General features: G+C 66.1%; 16 protein-coding genes. 7 read left to right on the plus strand and 9 right to left on the minus strand.

From position 1 onward, the window contains the following. Window positions 1–135 precede the first annotated feature (135 nt). Both Q7V45_RS23730 and Q7V45_RS23735 read right to left on the minus strand, forming a co-directional pair. Complete coding sequence (locus Q7V45_RS23730) at window positions 136–1,098, minus strand: ABC transporter substrate-binding protein (protein WP_304856799.1); 963 nt, start codon at window positions 1,096–1,098, stop codon at window positions 136–138. Between the two features lie 25 nt (window positions 1,099–1,123). Further along, a complete protein-coding gene (locus tag Q7V45_RS23735) occupies window positions 1,124–1,933 on the minus strand; it encodes a phytanoyl-CoA dioxygenase family protein (RefSeq protein ID WP_304856800.1) in 810 nt (269 codons plus the stop codon). Between the two features lie 133 nt (window positions 1,934–2,066). Between Q7V45_RS23735 and rutA the strand changes: the two genes are divergently transcribed. Further along, entirely contained in the window at window positions 2,067–3,149 is a 1,083-nt protein-coding gene (gene rutA / locus Q7V45_RS23740) for a pyrimidine utilization protein A (RefSeq protein ID WP_304856801.1), read from the plus strand. 10 nt (window positions 3,150–3,159) lie between these two features. On the opposite strand, the gene Q7V45_RS23745 is transcribed toward rutA, so the two are convergent. The 4 genes from Q7V45_RS23745 to Q7V45_RS23760 are packed head-to-tail and all read right to left on the minus strand — an operon-like array spanning window position 3,160 to window position 7,512. Then, window positions 3,160–4,878: a dihydroxy-acid dehydratase gene (locus Q7V45_RS23745; protein ID WP_304856802.1), complete on the minus strand. Its 1,719-nt coding sequence runs from the start codon at window positions 4,876–4,878 to the stop codon at window positions 3,160–3,162. Window positions 4,879–4,931: 53 nt separating this feature from the next. Beyond that, window positions 4,932–5,903, minus strand: coding sequence for a quinone oxidoreductase (locus Q7V45_RS23750; RefSeq protein WP_304856803.1), 972 nt, complete (start codon window positions 5,901–5,903; stop codon window positions 4,932–4,934). 11 nt (window positions 5,904–5,914) lie between these two features. After that, complete coding sequence (locus tag Q7V45_RS23755) at window positions 5,915–6,787, minus strand: SMP-30/gluconolactonase/LRE family protein (protein WP_304856804.1); 873 nt, start codon at window positions 6,785–6,787, stop codon at window positions 5,915–5,917. After that, the gene (locus Q7V45_RS23760) at window positions 6,784–7,512 is read right to left on the minus strand and encodes an IclR family transcriptional regulator (protein ID WP_304856805.1); all 729 of its coding nucleotides are present in this window, start codon (window positions 7,510–7,512) and stop codon (window positions 6,784–6,786) included. The genes Q7V45_RS23755 and Q7V45_RS23760 overlap by 4 nt, the downstream gene beginning before the upstream one ends. 166 nt (window positions 7,513–7,678) lie before the next feature. On the opposite strand from Q7V45_RS23760, the gene Q7V45_RS23765 reads away from it, so the two are divergent. The 5 genes from Q7V45_RS23765 to Q7V45_RS23785 all read left to right on the plus strand — a co-directional run bounded on the left by Q7V45_RS23765 (window position 7,679) and on the right by Q7V45_RS23785 (window position 12,763). Continuing rightward, window positions 7,679–8,743, plus strand: coding sequence for an acyl-CoA dehydrogenase family protein (locus tag Q7V45_RS23765; RefSeq protein WP_304856806.1), 1,065 nt, complete (start codon window positions 7,679–7,681; stop codon window positions 8,741–8,743). Between the two features lie 34 nt (window positions 8,744–8,777). Beyond that, window positions 8,778–9,941, plus strand: a complete 1,164-nt coding sequence (locus tag Q7V45_RS23770; protein WP_304856807.1) for an acyl-CoA dehydrogenase family protein — start codon at window positions 8,778–8,780, stop codon at window positions 9,939–9,941. Window positions 9,942–10,258: 317 nt separating this feature from the next. Continuing rightward, window positions 10,259–11,107, plus strand: coding sequence for a TauD/TfdA family dioxygenase (locus Q7V45_RS23775; RefSeq protein ID WP_304856808.1), 849 nt, complete (start codon window positions 10,259–10,261; stop codon window positions 11,105–11,107). Between the two features lie 114 nt (window positions 11,108–11,221). Then, window positions 11,222–12,424 carry a CaiB/BaiF CoA-transferase family protein gene (locus Q7V45_RS23780; RefSeq protein WP_304856809.1) on the plus strand — a complete coding sequence of 401 codons (1,203 nt, stop codon included), beginning with the start codon at window positions 11,222–11,224 and terminating at the stop codon, window positions 12,422–12,424. A 12-nt stretch (window positions 12,425–12,436) separates the two neighbouring features. Next, the gene (locus Q7V45_RS23785) at window positions 12,437–12,763 is read left to right on the plus strand and encodes a hypothetical protein (RefSeq protein ID WP_304856810.1); all 327 of its coding nucleotides are present in this window, start codon (window positions 12,437–12,439) and stop codon (window positions 12,761–12,763) included. Window positions 12,764–12,772: 9 nt separating this feature from the next. Here the strand turns inward: Q7V45_RS23785 and Q7V45_RS23790 are convergent, their stop codons facing one another. The 3 genes from Q7V45_RS23790 to Q7V45_RS23800 form a co-directional block, all read right to left on the minus strand. Then, window positions 12,773–13,234 (minus strand): hypothetical protein, encoded by a 462-nt coding sequence (locus Q7V45_RS23790; RefSeq protein ID WP_304856811.1) that lies wholly within the window; start codon window positions 13,232–13,234, stop codon window positions 12,773–12,775. Window positions 13,235–13,242: 8 nt separating this feature from the next. Then, complete coding sequence (locus Q7V45_RS23795) at window positions 13,243–14,307, minus strand: Ldh family oxidoreductase (protein ID WP_304856812.1); 1,065 nt, start codon at window positions 14,305–14,307, stop codon at window positions 13,243–13,245. A 96-nt stretch (window positions 14,308–14,403) separates the two neighbouring features. Further along, on the minus strand, window positions 14,404–15,138 hold the full coding sequence (locus tag Q7V45_RS23800) for a C40 family peptidase (RefSeq protein ID WP_304856813.1): 735 nt from the start codon (window positions 15,136–15,138) through the stop codon (window positions 14,404–14,406). Window positions 15,139–15,453: 315 nt separating this feature from the next. On the opposite strand from Q7V45_RS23800, the gene Q7V45_RS23805 reads away from it, so the two are divergent. Further along, window positions 15,454–16,578, plus strand: a complete 1,125-nt coding sequence (locus Q7V45_RS23805) for a TIGR03032 family protein (RefSeq protein WP_304856814.1) — start codon at window positions 15,454–15,456, stop codon at window positions 16,576–16,578. Window positions 16,579–16,826 lie beyond the last annotated feature (248 nt).

Consider the following 16,826-nt stretch of genomic DNA (forward strand, 5'->3'; position numbering starts at 1 on the left):
TTCGTTCGGGATGACACTGTTGTTGAGATCAGCGCAGTGCGCCGAACCGAAAACCCGGTGTCATCCTGAGCGTAGCGAAGGACCTTTGACTCATACGCGTTAGCCCTATCCGATGATGGGGCGGAGGATGAATCGCTACTTGATGTACGTCGTGTCGAAGAGCGTATCGATGTTCTCGGGCTTGCTCTTGATCACGCCGATCTCGAGCAGCAGCTCGGCGGCTTCCTTGTTGAAGGCCTGGATCTCGCCGTTGAAGAACTTCTTGTTGGCTTCGCGGTCGGCCCACTTGATCTTGGACTGCGACTTCTCGAACTGCTCGGCCGTCTGCTTGACGTCGGCGCCCATGATCGTGAAGGCCTTCTGCCTGTCCTTCTCGATCATGTCGAGGGCCTGGAAGTAGCTGTCGACGAGTGCCTTCACGGCCTTCGGGTTCTCCTTGATGAACTTCGGCGTGCAGCCGAAGGAGTCGAACACCATCGGGTACTGCAGCGAGTCGGCGATCAGCTTGCCGGTCTCGGGCTTGTCGCGCACCAGACTGAGATAGGGCTCGTAGGTGACGGCGGCGTCGAGGTCCTTGCCGGTGACGAAGGCGTTGGCGGCCGGCGCCGGTTCCAGCGTCACGAGCTTCACGTCCTTCAGCGACATGCCGTTCTTCTTCATGATCCAGGCCAGGGTGAAGTGCGGGTTGGTGCCCGGCGCCGAGGCGGCGACGGTCTTGCCCTTGAGGTCGGCGACCTTGGTGATGCTGTTGCGGGCGACGATGCCGTCCGAGCCCATGCCCTGGTCCATCTTGAACAGCTGGGTGGTGGCGATGCCGTTGGTATTCCACACGATCCAGGTCTCGACCGTGGTGGCGGCGCACTGCAGGTCGCCCGAGGCGATCGCGAGGTGGCGGTCCTTCTGCGGGATCTTCTTGATCGTGACGTCGAGGCCGTTGGCCTTGTAGATGCCGGCCTCCTTGGCCAGCGTGAGCGGCGCGAAGCCGGTCCAGCCGGAAATGCCGATGGCGACCTTGGTGTCCTGTGCCTGGGCGACCGTTGCGCCGCCCGCGACGGCGGCGGCCGCCACGACGGCGGCAAATGCTGTGAACCTGGCCATTGAATAACTCCGTTTGAGGTGACTGCTACGAACGATAGATGACGGGAAAGATCGGGACATCGAGCGGATCGCCGTCGTGCAACCCGAGATCGGGGAAGGGCGGAGAAGTCCTGCCGGCCCGCTGGACGAAGACCGCATCGTCGCCGACCCAGCGTGCCGAGAAGACGCGGCGCGCGCGCGGCGACTGGTTGCCCGGCGCGCCGTGGACCGTGCGGAAATTGAAGGCGATGGCGTCGCCCGGCTGCATGTCCCAGCCCGCAATGTCGAGCGTGGGGCGCATCGCCTCGATATCGGGCATCACCTCGAAATCGTCATTGGCGTAGAGCCGCGTACCGTCGAAGCGCATCGGCCGGAAGCCCTTGCCCCAGCCGTGCGAGCCCTTGATGCATTCCATCACGACATCGCGCGGCACGGGATCGAGTGGAATCCAGAAGCTGACGCTCTGCCGGCCCTCGACACAGTAATAGGGCTGGTCCTGGTGCCAGGGCGTGACCGTGCTGCCGCCAGGCTGTTTCACGAGCACATGGTCATGGAAGAAGCGGGCCGTGCGCGACCCCATGAGGCGGGCGGCGATCTCGGCGGCGGGCGACTTCCAGACGAAGGCCTCGAATTCCGGGATGCGCTGCCAGTTGCACAGATCCTGGAAGAAGGGCGCCGTCCCGTCGGCCGGCCGGACCGTCCGCTCCAGCGGGCTGGGATTGGCCATCAGCGCGTCGACGCCGGCGCGCAGCGGCTCGACCCAGGCATCGAAGACGCCGCGCAGCAGGAGGACGCCATCCTGGCGATAACGCTCCGCGGAGTCGTCCGTTTCCTGGGGTTTGGGGTCTGGATGCATACCTTGCCTGTAGCCTGTCTATACAGGTCGAGTCAGCAGATTCTGTGCCATTCGGGACCGGAAACGCCCAAAGCCTGCGCGCCGCGGCTGGCATGCCGCTTGCTGCCTGTCCCGCAGCAAGGGCAGGTGCAGGATGGAAATCGGTGTCTTCATTCCCATCGGCAACAATGGCTGGCTGATCTCGTCGACCTCGCCGCAATACACGCCGAGTTTCGACCTCAACCGCGAGGTCGTGCAGCGCGCCGAGCGCTACGGCTTCGACTTCGCCATGTCGATGATCAAGCTGCGCGGCTTCGGCGGCACGTCGCGCCACTGGGACGACAATCTCGATTCCTTCACCCTGATGGCGGGCCTGGCGGCGGTGACGACGCGCATCGATCTGATCGCCACCGTCGCCGTGTTGACCCTGCCGCCCGCGATCACCGCGCGCATGGCGGTGACGATCGACAGCATCTCGCGCGGGCGCTTCGGCGTGAACCTCGTCACCGGCTGGCAGAAGGCCGAATACGACCAGATGGGCCTGTGGCCGGGCGAGGAGCATTTCAAGCACCGCTACGACATGGTCACCGAGTACGTCACGGTGATGAAAGAGCTCTGGGAGAAGGGCCGGTCCGACTTCAAGGGCAGCTACTTCACGATGAACGACTGCCGGCTGTCGCCCCGGCCGTCGCGTCCGATCAGGCTGATCTCCGCCGGCACCAGCGATGCCGGCATGAGCTTCGCCGCCCGCCACTGCACCTACAATTTCTGCAGCGGGCAGGGCGAGGCCAACGATCCGCGCGACTGCGCCGAGGCGGTGGGTCGCCTGAAGTCCGCTTGCGCCGCCGCCGGGCGCGACGTGAAGGCGCTGGCCCTCACCATGATCATCGCCGACGAGACCGACGAAGCCGCGATGGCCAAGTGGGATCACTACAAGGCGGGCGTCGACCTCGACGCCATCGGCTGGCGTTCCGATCAGGCCGCCTCCGACAAGTTCGCCGCCGAGAACTCGACCGCGGGCCGCATCCGCCGCCGCGAACCGCTGCCCAACAACGGCTCGCGCCTGATCGGCTCCTACGCCACGGTCGCCCGTCTGCTCGACGAGATGGCGGAGATCGACGGGCTGGCCGGCGTGATGCTGACCTTCGACGACTTCATCATCGGCATCGAACAGTTCGGCCAGCGCATCCAACCGCTGATGAAGAGCCGCATGAAGTTCTCGGCTGCGGCGTCATGACGGGGATTTTCTAGACGACGCAGCCATAATGCGCGGACGACACCAGCTTCGTGTACTTGTCGTGCACGGAGCCCGGGCGCGGACGGTCGGCCGGATCGGGCGGGCGCCAGTCGGCCATGCGGCGGGCCAGCTCGTCGTCGGAGATTTCGAGGTTCAGCGTTCGGGCGCCCGGGTCGATGACGATCGTGTCGCCGTCGCGCACCGCCGCAATCGGGCCGCCACGCGCCGCTTCCGGCGAGATGTGACCGATCAGGATGCCGTGGCTGACGCCGGAGAAGCGGCCGTCGGTGATCAGCGCCACGTCCTCGCCCAGCCCGCGTCCCTGAAGCTGGATGGTAAGCATCACCATCTCCGGCATGCCGGGGCCGCCGACGGGCCCGACATTGCGCACCACGACGACGTTGCCGGGCACGATCTCGCCGGCGCGAATCGCCTTCATCGTGTCGGCCTCCGATTCGAAGACGCGCGCGGTGCCGCGGAACTCGCCCTTCTCCAGGGTCTTGCCGCTCAGCTTCAGGAGGCAACTCTCCGGCGCGAGATTGCCCTTGAGCACGCTGATATGGTTGTTCGCGGGCGCCGCCGGCTTCGACACAGGCAACACGATGTCCTGCTGGCCGATCTCCTCGAGCGTGGGCACAGAGGCCAGGTTCTCGGCCAGCGTCTTGCCCGTCACGGTCATCACGTCGCCATGCAGGAAGCCATGGCGCAGCAGCTCCTTCATCACCACGGGCACGCCGCCGATCTCGTGCAGGCTCACCATCGCGTAGGGGCCGTGCGGCTGCAGATTGCAGATCAGCGGCATGCGCTCGCCGATCTGCTGGATGCGCTCGATGGTGATCGGCACCTGCGCCTCGCGCGCGATCGCCAGCAGATGGAGGTACATGTTGGTCGATCCACCCATCGCGTAGACCGTCGCGATGGCATTCTCAAAGGCCTTCTCCGTCATGATGTCGCGCGGGCGGATGCCGGCTTCCATCAGGCGATAGAGCGCGTCGACCGACGCCCTGGCCTGGGCGCGCACGTCGGCATGGATGTCGCTGCCTGCCTTGTAATCCGCCGGATGCGAGGCGCCGCGCGGCAGCATCATGCCCATTGCCTCGGCGATCGTGCTCATCGTGTTGGCGGTGAACATCGCCCCGCAGGTGCCGCTGCCTGGCATGACGTTGCTTTCGAGTTCGAGCAGTTCCTCGCCCGAGATTCGGCCGGCCTCGTTGGCGGCGCGACCCTCGACATAGTCCATGATGGTGAGATTGTTGCCCTTCGAGGCCCATGCGCCGAACGACACACGGCCGGGCGAGCTGGTGCCGGGATAGAGGACCAGGCCGAAGGCGTTGGTGCGGGCCAGCGGCATCAGGGCGGCCGCGCCGGTCTTGTCGCAGCCCGAGATCACGATCATCGCATCGCCGTGATGGGCGTAGTGGCCGATCTCGAAACAGTCGGCCACGACGTCACGCGACACCAGGCTGTAGCCGGCCGTCGGCGTTCCTTGAGTCAGCGCGTCGGACACCGCCGGCGCTCCGACGATCAAGCCGTTTCCGCCGCGCTCTGCCAGCAGTTCGACCAGCAGGTCGCTGATGGTGCGCACCCGATTGTTGCAGCGATGAGCGTTGGTATAGGCGCTGGCGATGGTGACGACGGCGCTGGTCTTCGCCGTCTTGTCGGGCTCGAAACCGGCGGCGCGGAGCTCGACGCGGGACTTCTTCCAGTAGGTGCTGCTGTCTTTCTTCATTTCGTTCCTGCAGGAAAGGTTCTCGGCCAGCCATGTCTACGCCAATTTGACCTTCACGGCATCAGGAGGGACGATCCCACGGTCCTGCGGCCCTCCAGGGCCCGGTGCGCCTCCTCGGCATTCCGAAGCGGAAAGGTCTGCGCGATCTTCATCCTGACCGCACCCGATTGCACCACCTCGAGAAGGTCGCGCGCGCACTCTTCGAGGCCCGCCCGCGTCTCGGTGTAGGTCGCGAGCGTGCCGCGGGTCAGGGTGAGCGAACCCTTGTTTCCAAGTATCGAAATATCGAAGGGCGGGACCGGGCCCGAGGCGTTGCCGTACGAAACCAGGTGGCCGAACCGGCGCAGGGAGTCGAGCGAGGCTTCGAATGTGTCCTTGCCGACGGCATCGAACACGACCGTGGCCATGGCCCCGCCTGTGATCTTCCTGACTTCGGCAACAACATCCTCGCGTCCATAGATGATCGGATAGTCGCAGCCATGATCGCGCGCGAGGGCGGCCTTCTCGTCGGTCGAGACCGTGCCGAGTACGAGGGCGCCCAGCGACTTGGCCCACTGGCAGAGGATCAGGCCCATTCCGCCCGCGGCGGCGTGAACCAGCACGACGTCCTGCGGTCCCACGCGATGGATCTGCCGCAGGAGATACTGCGCGGTCATGCCTTGCAGCATCATTGCCGCCGCCGTCCGGTCGTCGATCGAATCGGGAATGAGGATCAGGCGTTCTGCGGGAATGACGCGGATCTCGCTGTAGCTGCCCGGCACCGGCGCATAGGCAACCCGATCGCCGACCTTTATCCCCGTGACCTCGGCGCCCACTTCCTCGACGATGCCTGCGCCTTCGTTGCCCGGAATGACGGGCAGTCTGAAGGGGAAGTTGCCCCGGCGTTGCGAGACCTCGACGAAGTTCAGGCCGATCGCCGTATGGCGCAGACGTACCTCGTGCGGCCGGGGCGGCCTGACAGTGACCTCTTCCCAGCGAAGCACTTCAGGACCACCGAACTGATGAATGCGAATCGCGTGCGGCATGCTTTTCTCCCCTAAACCCGAACCTTGGCGGCATGCATGGGCACGCCGGAGACGTCGCTGCGGATCCGGTAGATGCTACCGCATCTGTCGGACGGCCCGCCCTTCGATCCGGTCACGACATACAGGTCCCGAAGGTCGTCGCCGCCGAAGCAGAGGCTCGTGACGAGCGGCAACGGGATCTCGATGTCGCGGCGATGCGACCCGTCGGCGTTGAACACGCGCACGATGCCGGCGTGGGCGACAGCGACCCAGACCGATCCGTCGACGGCCACCTTCATGCCATCGGGTGTTCCGTGGCCGCCGAAGGTCGCGAAGGGGCGCCACGGTCCGAGCGCGCCGTCCGGGTGGACATCGTAGACGCGCACGACATCGGCCCTTGCATCAGCGTGGTACAGGAGGCGCCCGTCGGCCGAGAAGGCAATGCCGTTGCTGAGCAGGATGCCCTCGGCGACGGTATGGATCGTGCCGTCCAGATCGATCCGGTGCAGGAAGCCCGGGGTCGGCGTATCACCGCTGAAGACACGGAACGTCAGCGATCCGACATACACGCGGCCCATCGCATCGACCGTCAGGTCGTTGAAGCCGGTCGCGCCGGGCAGCTGCGACAGCGACAGTATCGACGACGTCTTGCCGTCGGCGATCCTGACGACGGCGATGTCGCGCCCGCCAACGACGAGAGCGTCTCCGCCGTGCAGCGACATCCCGCCGACACCGCGCCGCTTGGGTACGACCGTCGAGACATTGCCGGCCCGGTCGAGCAGGTTGACACCGCCGGCGGCCGCATCGCTGAAATAGAGGCCAGCACCCGCATCCCAGACCGGGCCTTCGATCAATCCAAATCCTGTCGCCAGGCATTCCATGTGGAGTTCCCTTCCGTCTTTCATTCGAGGCCCCGGCGCAGTTCGCGCAGGATGTGGGGGCACCGCGCTTCCAGCCGGTCGACGCGGCCGCCCACGCCGATGGCCAGGATGCGGCCATGGTGCCGGACCGGCAGCAGCATGGCGATCAGACCGAAGCCCGGCATGATGTTGCGCGAGAAGACGTAACCCTGCCGGCGAACGTCGTTCACCTGCTCCATGAGCGTGGCGAGTGGAATGCGCCGGCTCGGATCGCGCTTGCGGGCATTGATCCGGCGCAGGAGCGTCTCGATCTCGTCATCCGGTCGCGCGCTCAGCAGGAGGTAGCCGAGGCCCGAACCGGCCAGCGGTCGCACGGTTCCGGATCGCAGTCGCAGGTCGAGCGGCCGGTTCGACGAGATGACGTAGATGTATTGCGCCAGCAGATCGCTCTGCGTGCCGAGGCAGACCATCTCGCCGGTGACGGCGCTCAGGTGCTGCATGAAAGGCAGGATGCGATTGTCGCCGAACAGCGCGTCCTGGACCCAGTGTCCAAGGGTGGCCACCCGCATCGTGGGCATGTACGTGCGCGAGGCCTTGTCGTAGTCGAGATAGCCCATTGCCACGATGCTCTTGAGGAGCGAGTAGCCGCTCGAGAGCGGATATCCGAAGTGGGAAACGATGTCGTGCAGGCTCGCAGGCCGCCGCATGTCGTCGAAGTATTCGAGAACCTCGAAGACGCGACGGGCGGATTTTATGACGCTGCTGGGCATGCTTCGCGGCCCACTATGGATCACGGATCGGAGCCTGCGAAGAAGCCTGGACGATATTCACATATGTGAAAATAGCTGGCGGAGGATATGGGATCCTGCGCGATGGGCCGGGATCGTGCGACGATGAGCCTGTGACATTGCGGAAACGAAGGGGAGCAGGAGGGTCATGAAGGACACCGATAGTCTCATTGCAGAGGCGGCCGAGCGGCTCCTCGGCGACCTGTGCGATCCGCAAACGGTCAACAACGCCAAAGACGACAAGTGGAATGACCGGCTGTGGCAGGCACTCGCCGAGAACGGGCTGATCCATGCCAGCATCCCCGAGGAACTCGGAGGATCTGGGGCCGGCCTGAGCGACGGCTTCGAACTGATGCGACTGGCGGGCCGTTTCGCCGTGCCGGTGCCGTTGGCCGAGACGATGCTGGCGGGCTGGCTCCTGGCGAAGGGCGGCCTGGCCGTTCCGCAGGGGCGGATGTCGATCGCGCCGGTGCAGCCGACCGATACGATTGCGCTCAAGGACGACGGAACGCTGGCCGGGCGGGCCCGCGCTGTTTCCTTCGCGCGCGAGGCGCTCCACTTCGCCGTGTTCGTGATGGCGCCGTCGGGGCCGAGGGTCGCCCTTGTTGCTGCAGGCGACTGCCGTCTCGAGGAGGATGAGAACCTGGCCGGGGAGCCTCTCGACGATCTGGTCTTTGAGGGGACGCGGCCCCTGGCGACCGCCGCTTTGCCGGCGGGCCTCGATCAGCGGAGCTTCCTGCTGATGGGCTGCGTCGTGCGATCCCTGCAGATCGCCGGCGCCCTGGAGGACATGCTCACGCGCAGCGTCGCCTATGCCCAGCAGCGGGTGGCCTTCGAGAAGAAGATCTCGAAGTTCCAGGCCGTGCAGCACAACCTGGCCCGTCTCGCCGGCGAAACGTCCGCGGCCCTCGCGGCCGCGGGATCGGCCGCTGATGCGCTGGCGAGCGGTACGGCCGACGCGGATGCCGTCTTTCTCGAAGCGGCAGCCGCGAAGATCCGGTGCGCGGAGGCGGCCAGCACGGGCGTCGCCATCGCCCACCAGGTGCACGGCGCCATCGGCTACACGACGGAGTACGTGCTGCACCGTTTCAGCCTCCGGGCCCTGGGATGGCGCGACGACTTCGGAAACGAAAGCTACTGGGCGGTCGAGTTGGGCAAGATGCTGGCCCGCCGTGGCGCCGACGATCTTTGGCCCCTCGTGGCCTCCCGTTAACCCCCTTGGGCGACCAGAGACAGGATTGCAAGACATGTCCTCAGCGCTGACTTTCGACCCCATCCGCTTGCCGGAAGCCTGCCAGGTGCTGCGGCAGGAAGTGCGTGCCTTCCTTGCCGAAGAGATCGCCATGGGAACCTTCGATCCCACCGGTGCCAGCATCGGCAACGACGACAATGCACGAGCCTTCGCCAAGCGGGTGGCGGCAAAAGGCTGGATCGGCATGACCTGGCCCAAGAAGTATGGCGGTCGCGAGCGGAGCTTCCTCGAGCGCTATGTGGTGACGGAAGAGTGCCGCATCGCCAATGCTCCGGTAAGCGTCTTCTTCACCGCCGACCGCCAGAGCGGCCCGACGATCATCAAGTATGGCTCGGAGAAGATTAAGCAGTCGATCCTGCCGCGCATCGTGCAGGGAGAGCTTCACTTCTGCATCGGCATGAGCGAGCCGGGCTCGGGATCCGACCTGTTCGCCGCCAAGACCAAGGCCACCAAGACCGACGGCGGCTATCTCATCAACGGCACGAAGATCTGGACCAGCAACGCCCACAAGGCGGACTATATGATCGGGCTGTTCCGGACGTCGGCTTCGACGAAGGAGAACCGGCGCCACGGGCTGACGTCGTTCCTTGTCGACATGAAGACCGCGGGCATCAGCTGTAATCCGATAGGACAGATGAGCGGCCTGCGCGAATTCAACGAAGTGGTCTTCCAGGACGCCTTCATTCCCGACGATCATGTGCTGGGCGAAATCGACGGCGCCTGGAAGCAGGCCACCACCGAGCTTGCCTATGAACGGTCCGGCCCCGAGCGGTTCCTCGAGACCTACTACGTACTGACCGAGCTGGTGCGTGCCGTGGGCCCCGATCCGGACACGCGTTCCGCCGAAGGCATCGGACGCCTGGTCGCCCAGCTCCACACGCTGCGGCGCATGTCGGTGTCGGTGGCGGGAATGCTGGAGGCGGGCAAGGAGCCCGTCGTCGAATCCTCGATCGTGAAGGACCTCGGAACGGTCTGGGAGCAGGAGCTGCCGGCGAAGGTCAGGAGCCTCGCGGCCTTCATTGAGCCGGTGCCCGGCAACCAGCCGCCGCTCGCCAGGCGCCTGGCCTTCGCCACGAAGGTTGCGCCGAAGCTGACGATTCAGGGCGGAACCACGGAAGTCCTGCGCGGCATCATCGCGCGAGGCCTCGGCCTGCGGTGACCCTCGCGGACCTGTGAGAGCGCGGAAATCGAACCGGCTTTCCGCGTGTCGAGGCGTGCGTCGAGGGCTTGGACTTTCACATATATGAAAGCAATGCAGTCGGTCCGAAACTGCTGGCCCCGGGCGCGCGGTCGAACCCATAGTTCGTTTCAGCCAAGGTGAGGCCGCTCCAGCGGACTCAAAAAAGCATGGCAGCGCTCGGAGGAAATCGATCATGCGGGACGGCGCATACGAGTTGCCGGCGGGCGATTGCCGTCGGTCGCGTCACGGTCTCTAATCGTCCGCCGGGACAGGGCGGAAACATCAGGAGCGATCGTATGGCCAGCAGCAGCATCACCGTGACGCCGATCGCGGGTTCCCTCGGGGCGGAAGTGACGGGCGTCGACCTGCGCACCATGGACAATCACGACTGGGCACAGGTCCACCAGGCGTTCCTCGACCACAAGGTGATCGCGATCCGCGATCAGGCGCTGTCGCCGCAGGACCTGATGGACGTGGGCGCGCGGTTCGGCGAGCCCAACCACTATCCCTTCGTGAAGGGCATGGACGACTTTCCGTTCCTGTTCGACATCGTCAAGGAGCCGGCCGAGACGCGCAACTTCGGCGGCGGCTGGCATTCCGACACGACCTACATGAAGACCCCGCCGCTCGCGACCCTGCTCTATGCGCTGGAGACGCCGGAGCGGGGCGGCGACACGCTCTACTGCGACATGGTCGCGGCCTACGAGAGCCTGTCGGATCGCATGAAGGAGATGCTGGGCACGCTCAAAGGGGTGAACAGCGCCGGCCTGAAGCATCTCGGCGGCCGCAAGGTACATCACTCGGTGGTCGGCGGCATGAAGATCACCGGCACCGAAGACGCAGACTCCTACGAGGCGGTGCATCCGATCGTGCGCACGGTCGAGGAGACCGGCCAGAAGGCGCTCTATTGCAGCATCGGCCACACCGTCGCCTTCGAGGGCATGACGCCGGAGGAGAGCAAGCCGATGATCGATTGGCTGCAGGCGCACGCGACCCGGCCCGAATTCACCTGCCGCGTCCACTGGAAGCCCGGCACGCTCACGATCTGGGACAACCGCCGCACGATGCACAACGCCATCAACGATTATCACGGCATGCGTCGCCACATGCGGCGCCTGACCTCGGGCCCGACGAACCCGGTCTGATGCGGCAAACAGACCTCTGCCGTCATTGCATTTCGGTGATCGGCTTGGCGCGCTTTCGTTGTGCCCTGCGCTTGTCTATCTGAGTCGTCGAACCGACCATCCGCAGGATTTGCAATGACCGAGGCAACCGGGCCGCTCGCCGGCCTACGCATTCTGGACCTGACGACCGTCCTGTTCGGTCCCTTCGGGGCCCAGACCCTGGGCGACTGGGGCGCCGAACTCATCAAGGTCGAGGGGCTCACCGGCGACCAGTGGCGCTATACCGGCCAGTTCCGCAACAGGGGCATGAGCGGGCAGTTCATGGCCACCAACCGCAACAAGCGCAGCGTGGCGGTCGACCTGAAGACCGAAGGCGGTGCCGAGGTTCTTCGCCGCCTGATCGCGCGGACCGACGCGCTGGTGACGAACATCCGTCCCGCCGCCCTGGAGAGGCTCGGCTTCGGCTATGAGGCCTGCAAGGCGCTCAATCCGAAGATCATCTACGCGGCCGCCACCGGCTTCGGCCAGGACGGGCCCTGGGCCAAGCGGCCGGCGTTCGACGAGATCGTCCAGGCGGCTTCCGGGCTTGCCTCGTCCATCGGCACCGACGACGAGCCGGCCTTCGTGCCGAGCCTCGTCGGTGACAAGCTCTGCGGACTGGCGCTCGCCGGCGCCGTGGCCGCCGCGCTCGTCTATCGCGAGCGCACCGGCAAGGGCCAGCTCGTCGAAGTGCCGATGCTGGAGACGGTGGCGGCGTTCAACAGCATCGAGATGCTGGGCGGGCATGCGTTCGTTCCCCCGATCGGACCGGTGGGATACAAGCGCGTCAAGGAACGCAAGCCGGTCAAGACCAGGGACGGCTGGCTCACCATGCTGCCCTATTCCGGCGAGAACTGGTGCACCTTCTTCGAGACGGTCGGCCATCCCGAATGCATCGAGGAGTTCGCGGTTCGCGACCCGATCAAGCGGGCGGCCAACATCGACGCGATCTACGCACGCATGAAGGAGATCGCGCTCGAGCGGACCACCGCGGAATGGGAAGAGCTGCTGCTCAAGATCGACGTTCCCCATGCCTCGTTCGCGAAGATGACGGAGGTTGGCGAGCAGCCCCATCTGAAGGGCGTCGGCCTGTTCCAGAGACTCGAGCATCCGACGGAAGGGACGATCCAGCAGGCGCGCCCGCCCGCCCGTTTCTCTGAGAGCCCGGCCGCGATCCACCGCCTGCCGCCCCGGCTGGGAGAACATACGCGCGAGATCCTCGCGGAAGTGGGTTACAGCGACTCCGACATCGACGCGCTGCTCGGCGCCAAAGCCATCGGCGAGTCCGAGCCCGCATAGGGGGAGTCATTCTTGGGCAAGCTCGTCGGAATGCTCATGGTCCTCCTGATCGGACTCGTGGGAGCGGGCCTGTACGCGGCGCCGGGCTGGATGGCGGCCCAGATCGTCGCCGTGTTCGGCGTTCCGCCGCCCGATGACCGAAGTCTGTTGCCTCGCTTGAAGGCGGTCGTGATGGAGGCGCTGGTCAAGGATCGAGCCCCCTGCACCGGCATCCACAGGATCGAGTCTCCGCGACGAGTCGAATACGACGTCGTGCTGACCACCGTGTGCCTGAACGGCGCGAGCTACGGCGTCCGCTTCAAGCCCACGGGCGAAATCATGCTCGCGCCGCACAGGTGACCGCCGCGGTCAGCGACGGGCCGGGCAGAGCGACAGATAGAGAACGAAGGCCAGGACCGGCAGCACGAGCCAGTTGAGCGCGGCGCCCGGGGCCGTTCCCATCGTCGTCACCGGCTTGAGGTGCCCCGCCAGACCGCGCAACACCGGCTCGAGCGTAAAGACCAGCAGCACGAGCGGCACCGTTCCGCGCCAGCGCAGCAGCAGCACCCAGAGCAGCAGGGCGAGGAGGAGCTGGATCGCCCCCCACTGACCGAAGATCGCCACGATGTTCGAGCCGCCGTCCAAGCCCGCGACGTCGATCGTGGCGATCGACTGTGCGCCGCCGTCCGACGCCAAGAGATGGATGCCGGAGCGCACGGTGATCACGCAGAGCCAGACGAGCGCCACCCAGAACGAAAGCAGCGGTCCGTCGTAATGCGCTGGATTGGCGGGCAGGAGCCTCGCCGGGGAGGGCTGCCATGAGGAGGGCATTCGAGCCGTCAGCCCTCCATGATCCACTCGGCGCCGGAGGCGATTGCGATCTCCTTGACCTTGGCAAGGAGGTTGGGGCCGACGGGGATGCCCGTCTCCAGGCGGGCGGCGGCGATGCGGCGCTCGGGGTCGCCCGCCACCTGCACCGGCTTCGCCGGATCGGCCGGCCGCGTGGCGCGCAGCGTGTCGCAGAAGGCGGCGACGTCGGCCTGGAAGTCGGCGGTGTCGCGGAACATGCCGGGATCCATCGCCAGGAAGAAATGACCGATGTCGATCGGGCCGGGCCGCGTGTTGCGGGTCGGGTCCGTCACCATCAGCCCGCCCGACAGCGCCGAGCTCAGGATGTTGACCATGGCGCCCAGCCCGTAGCCCTTGTGGCTGCTGCCTTCGGGCGTGCCGCCGAGCGGCGTCATGTAGCCGCCCTTGCTGACCTCGTGCGGGTCGGTGCTGGGCAGCCCGTCCCTGGTCACCAGCCAGCCGGGGGGCGTCTGCAGACCCTCGTTCGCCTTGTTGCGGATCTTGCCCGCGGCGACCGTGGTGGTCGCCATGTCGAGCAGGAACGGCTGGCCCGGTTTGCCGGGGGCGGCGAAGGCGATCGGGTCGGTGCCGAGGCGGGCCTGCGCACCGTTGGTCGGCGCCATGTTGATACCGCTGGCCGAGGTCGTGGCCATGCCGATGAAGCCGGCGTCGACCGCCTGCAGCACGTAGAAGCCGCACGCGCCGAAGTGACCGGAGTTGCGCACCGCTGCCACGCCGATTCCGGTCTTCTTCGCCTTGTCGATGGCGATCTCCATGGCGCGGCGACCCACCGGATGGCCAAGGCCGCCGCCGCCGTCGACCAGCACCGAGACGGGAGTCTCCTTCACGATCTTCGGCTCGGCGCGGATATTGAGCTTGTTGCCGAGGCGGCGCTCGTCATAGGGGGGCACCATCGAGATGCCATGCGTGTCGATGCCGTGCAGGTCGGCCCAACTCATGATCTCCGCCGTCCCGGCCGCCGTCGCCTTCGGCATGCCCCAGGCCTCGAGGATCAGCTCGAGCTGCTTGCGGTGGGTTTCGTACGACGCCGGCATTTTTCTTCTCCGTTGTTTCCGGCGTCATTATTGCCGGGCGGAGAGGTCGGCGTCACTCGGCCGTACCGGTTGGCGATACGGCGAGGCGGGTCGCCGTTACTGCGGCGAGAGCCGGATGGCCTTCAGGTAGCGGGTGTTGAAGTAGTCGGCATCGAGCGACGTCACCATGACCGGCGAGCCGCGATGCGTGGCGTGCACGAACTGGCCGTTGCCGCTGTAGATGCCGACATGGGTGATGGCGCCGCGATGGCCGAACATCACCAGGTCGCCCTTCTGCAGGTCGCTGCGGGCAACCGGCGTGGCTTCGCGCACCATGTCGTGCGGCATGCGCGGGATGCGCTGTCCGAAGACGGCGCCGTAGAGATAGTAGACGAAGCCGCTGCAGTCGAAGCCCGTCTTGGGCGAGATGCCGCCGTAGCGATAGGGCGTGCCGAGATAGTTCATGGCACGAGAGACCAGGCGATCGCCCCAGTCGTTCGCGCCGCCCCGCGTGGCGGCTGCGGGGACGGTCGTGGCGGCGGGCACGGCATATGAAGCCTGGACGGCGGCGGGAGCGGCGGCGGTGAAGCCGGAGAACGCGGCGCCGTTCTCCTGCTGCCATCTGGCATTGAGTTGGTCGGCCATGCGATCCGTCGGATCGGCCGGGACGGCCTTGGCCACCCGTTTGACCTTCGCCTTGGGAGGCGCCTTGCTGGCCTGCGCCATGGCGGGGGACAGGGTGCCCGCCGTTCCGAAGAGGGCCACGGCCGCCAGGACCATGATCGAATAAATCGCAGCCTTGAGGATCGTCTGTACGTTTGAGATGGTGCCGCGCCCGTTTCTCAAAGCCATGAAATCATTCCCCTTGGAACCAGTGCCAGGTGGCCGACGGCCAAGGGCATAGTGGCGAAGCCTGCCTTATCCGTCCAACAAATGTTGCATATTTGCCACAATGGTCACAGGCGCGTTAAGTCATTGATTTAACGATCTATTTTTACATATCTGCGACTTCTTCACATGGGGGATGTACGTTCTGTCGGGCTGTTCGGTCTGACTCCGGCGTCCCCGGCAGGCGCTCGGCGACGCAGACCTCCGTCCCTGTTTGATCTAGGGTTCTGCCGCGCGGCGGTCGCCGCGCGGGCGCAGGAAAGCGGATATCGATCACTCATGAGCAACAAGGAAATGGGAACGGTCGCCCCGGCGGTGACCGACGTCGCGGCGGCGGACCGGTCCGAGGCGGCGGCGGCACCCGATGGCGCCGTTGCGCCCGCTTTCGTCGTCACCACCTCGCGGCAGTTCCCGAGTTGGCTGGCCGATACCGGCGGCAGCCTCGCCCTCTCGACCTACCAGAGCGGCAAGGTCATCCTGGTCGGCACCAACAGGCAATCGGGGAAGCTGTCGGTATTCGAGCGCACGCTGGAGCGGCCGATGGGCATGGCCTTCCGGGATTCTCGCCTGGTCGTCGCGTCGATGATCCAGATCACCAGCTTCGTCGATGCCGCGCGCGGCACGCCGGGCGCCGCCGGCTACGACGCGCTGTTCGTGCCGCAGTCGGCGAGCTACACCGCCGACCTCGACGTTCACGACATCGCCTTCGATGCCGACGGCAGGCTGGTCTTCGTCAACACGCTGTTCTCCTGCCTCGCGACCACCAGTGAGACGCACAGTTTCAAGCCGCTGTGGAGGCCGCCTTTCGTCTCGCGCCTCGCGCCAGAGGACCGCTGCCACCTGAACGGGCTGGCGATGCGCGACGGCCGGCCAGCCTATGTCACCTGCGTCGCCGAGACCGACGTCACCGACGGCTGGCGCGAACATCGCACCAGCGGCGGTGTCGTGGTCGACGTCACCTCGGGCGAGGTGGTGTGCCGCGGCCTCTCGATGCCCCATTCGCCGCGCCTGTACGAGGGCAGGCTCTGGGTGCTGAACTCCGGCGCGGGCGAGGTGGGCACGGTCGACCTCGGGACGGGCCGCTTCGAGCCACTGGCCTTCTGCCCGGGCTATCTCCGCGGGCTCGATTTCGTCGGCCCCTATGCGCTGGTGGGCCTCTCGGAGCCTCGGGAGAACCGCACCTTCGCCGGTCTGCCGCTGCAGGACCGTCTGGCCGCCGCCAGGGTCGGCCCGCGCTGCGGCGTTTTCGTGATCGACACGCGGACGGGCGACGTCGTGCACTGGCTGCGGCTCGAGGGCGTGGTCAGCGAACTCTACGACGTCGTCGTCCTGCCGGGCCTCGCACGGCCGATGATGATCGGTTTCAAGAGCGATGAAATCCGCCGGACCGTTTCGGTCGAGTAGGCCGAGGCGTGTTCGGACGGAACGCCGGATTTGGCACCGTGCGGGCAGGATGGCGCAGCGCGGGAGCTTGGCCATTCTAGCGCCGGCGTCCACCGTTTGCAGAATGCAAACGTGTCGCTTGGCGCGTCAGCGTTTGCGTCGAAATTTGCAAAACCCGTCGCGATCGAAGGCATATTTGCCGGTCGCGGATAGCAGGAACACCGGATTTGGGCGATGGTCTCCTGGCGTCGCTTTTGCAACCTCGGTTG

The sequence above is a fragment of the Reyranella sp. genome, assembly GCF_030651995.1.
GTDB lineage: Bacteria > Pseudomonadota > Alphaproteobacteria > Reyranellales > Reyranellaceae > Reyranella.

What these genes read in the sequence shown, in the direction of transcription:
- Q7V45_RS23730 (WP_304856799.1), bottom strand. Translation starts at nt 1,098, where the DNA reads ATGGCCAGGTTCACAGCATTTGCCGCCGTCGTGGCGGCCGCCGCCGTC.
- Q7V45_RS23735 (WP_304856800.1), bottom strand. Translation starts at nt 1,933, where the DNA reads ATGCATCCAGACCCCAAACCCCAGGAAACGGACGACTCCGCGGAGCGT.
- rutA (WP_304856801.1), top strand. Translation starts at nt 2,067, where the DNA reads ATGGAAATCGGTGTCTTCATTCCCATCGGCAACAATGGCTGGCTGATC.
- Q7V45_RS23745 (WP_304856802.1), bottom strand. Translation starts at nt 4,878, where the DNA reads ATGAAGAAAGACAGCAGCACCTACTGGAAGAAGTCCCGCGTCGAGCTC.
- Q7V45_RS23750 (WP_304856803.1), bottom strand. Translation starts at nt 5,903, where the DNA reads ATGCCGCACGCGATTCGCATTCATCAGTTCGGTGGTCCTGAAGTGCTT.
- Q7V45_RS23755 (WP_304856804.1), bottom strand. Translation starts at nt 6,787, where the DNA reads ATGAAAGACGGAAGGGAACTCCACATGGAATGCCTGGCGACAGGATTT.
- Q7V45_RS23760 (WP_304856805.1), bottom strand. Translation starts at nt 7,512, where the DNA reads ATGCCCAGCAGCGTCATAAAATCCGCCCGTCGCGTCTTCGAGGTTCTC.
- Q7V45_RS23765 (WP_304856806.1), top strand. Translation starts at nt 7,679, where the DNA reads ATGAAGGACACCGATAGTCTCATTGCAGAGGCGGCCGAGCGGCTCCTC.
- Q7V45_RS23770 (WP_304856807.1), top strand. Translation starts at nt 8,778, where the DNA reads ATGTCCTCAGCGCTGACTTTCGACCCCATCCGCTTGCCGGAAGCCTGC.
- Q7V45_RS23775 (WP_304856808.1), top strand. Translation starts at nt 10,259, where the DNA reads ATGGCCAGCAGCAGCATCACCGTGACGCCGATCGCGGGTTCCCTCGGG.
- Q7V45_RS23780 (WP_304856809.1), top strand. Translation starts at nt 11,222, where the DNA reads ATGACCGAGGCAACCGGGCCGCTCGCCGGCCTACGCATTCTGGACCTG.
- Q7V45_RS23790 (WP_304856811.1), bottom strand. Translation starts at nt 13,234, where the DNA reads ATGCCCTCCTCATGGCAGCCCTCCCCGGCGAGGCTCCTGCCCGCCAAT.
- Q7V45_RS23795 (WP_304856812.1), bottom strand. Translation starts at nt 14,307, where the DNA reads ATGCCGGCGTCGTACGAAACCCACCGCAAGCAGCTCGAGCTGATCCTC.
- Q7V45_RS23800 (WP_304856813.1), bottom strand. Translation starts at nt 15,138, where the DNA reads ATGGCTTTGAGAAACGGGCGCGGCACCATCTCAAACGTACAGACGATC.
- Q7V45_RS23805 (WP_304856814.1), top strand. Translation starts at nt 15,454, where the DNA reads ATGAGCAACAAGGAAATGGGAACGGTCGCCCCGGCGGTGACCGACGTC.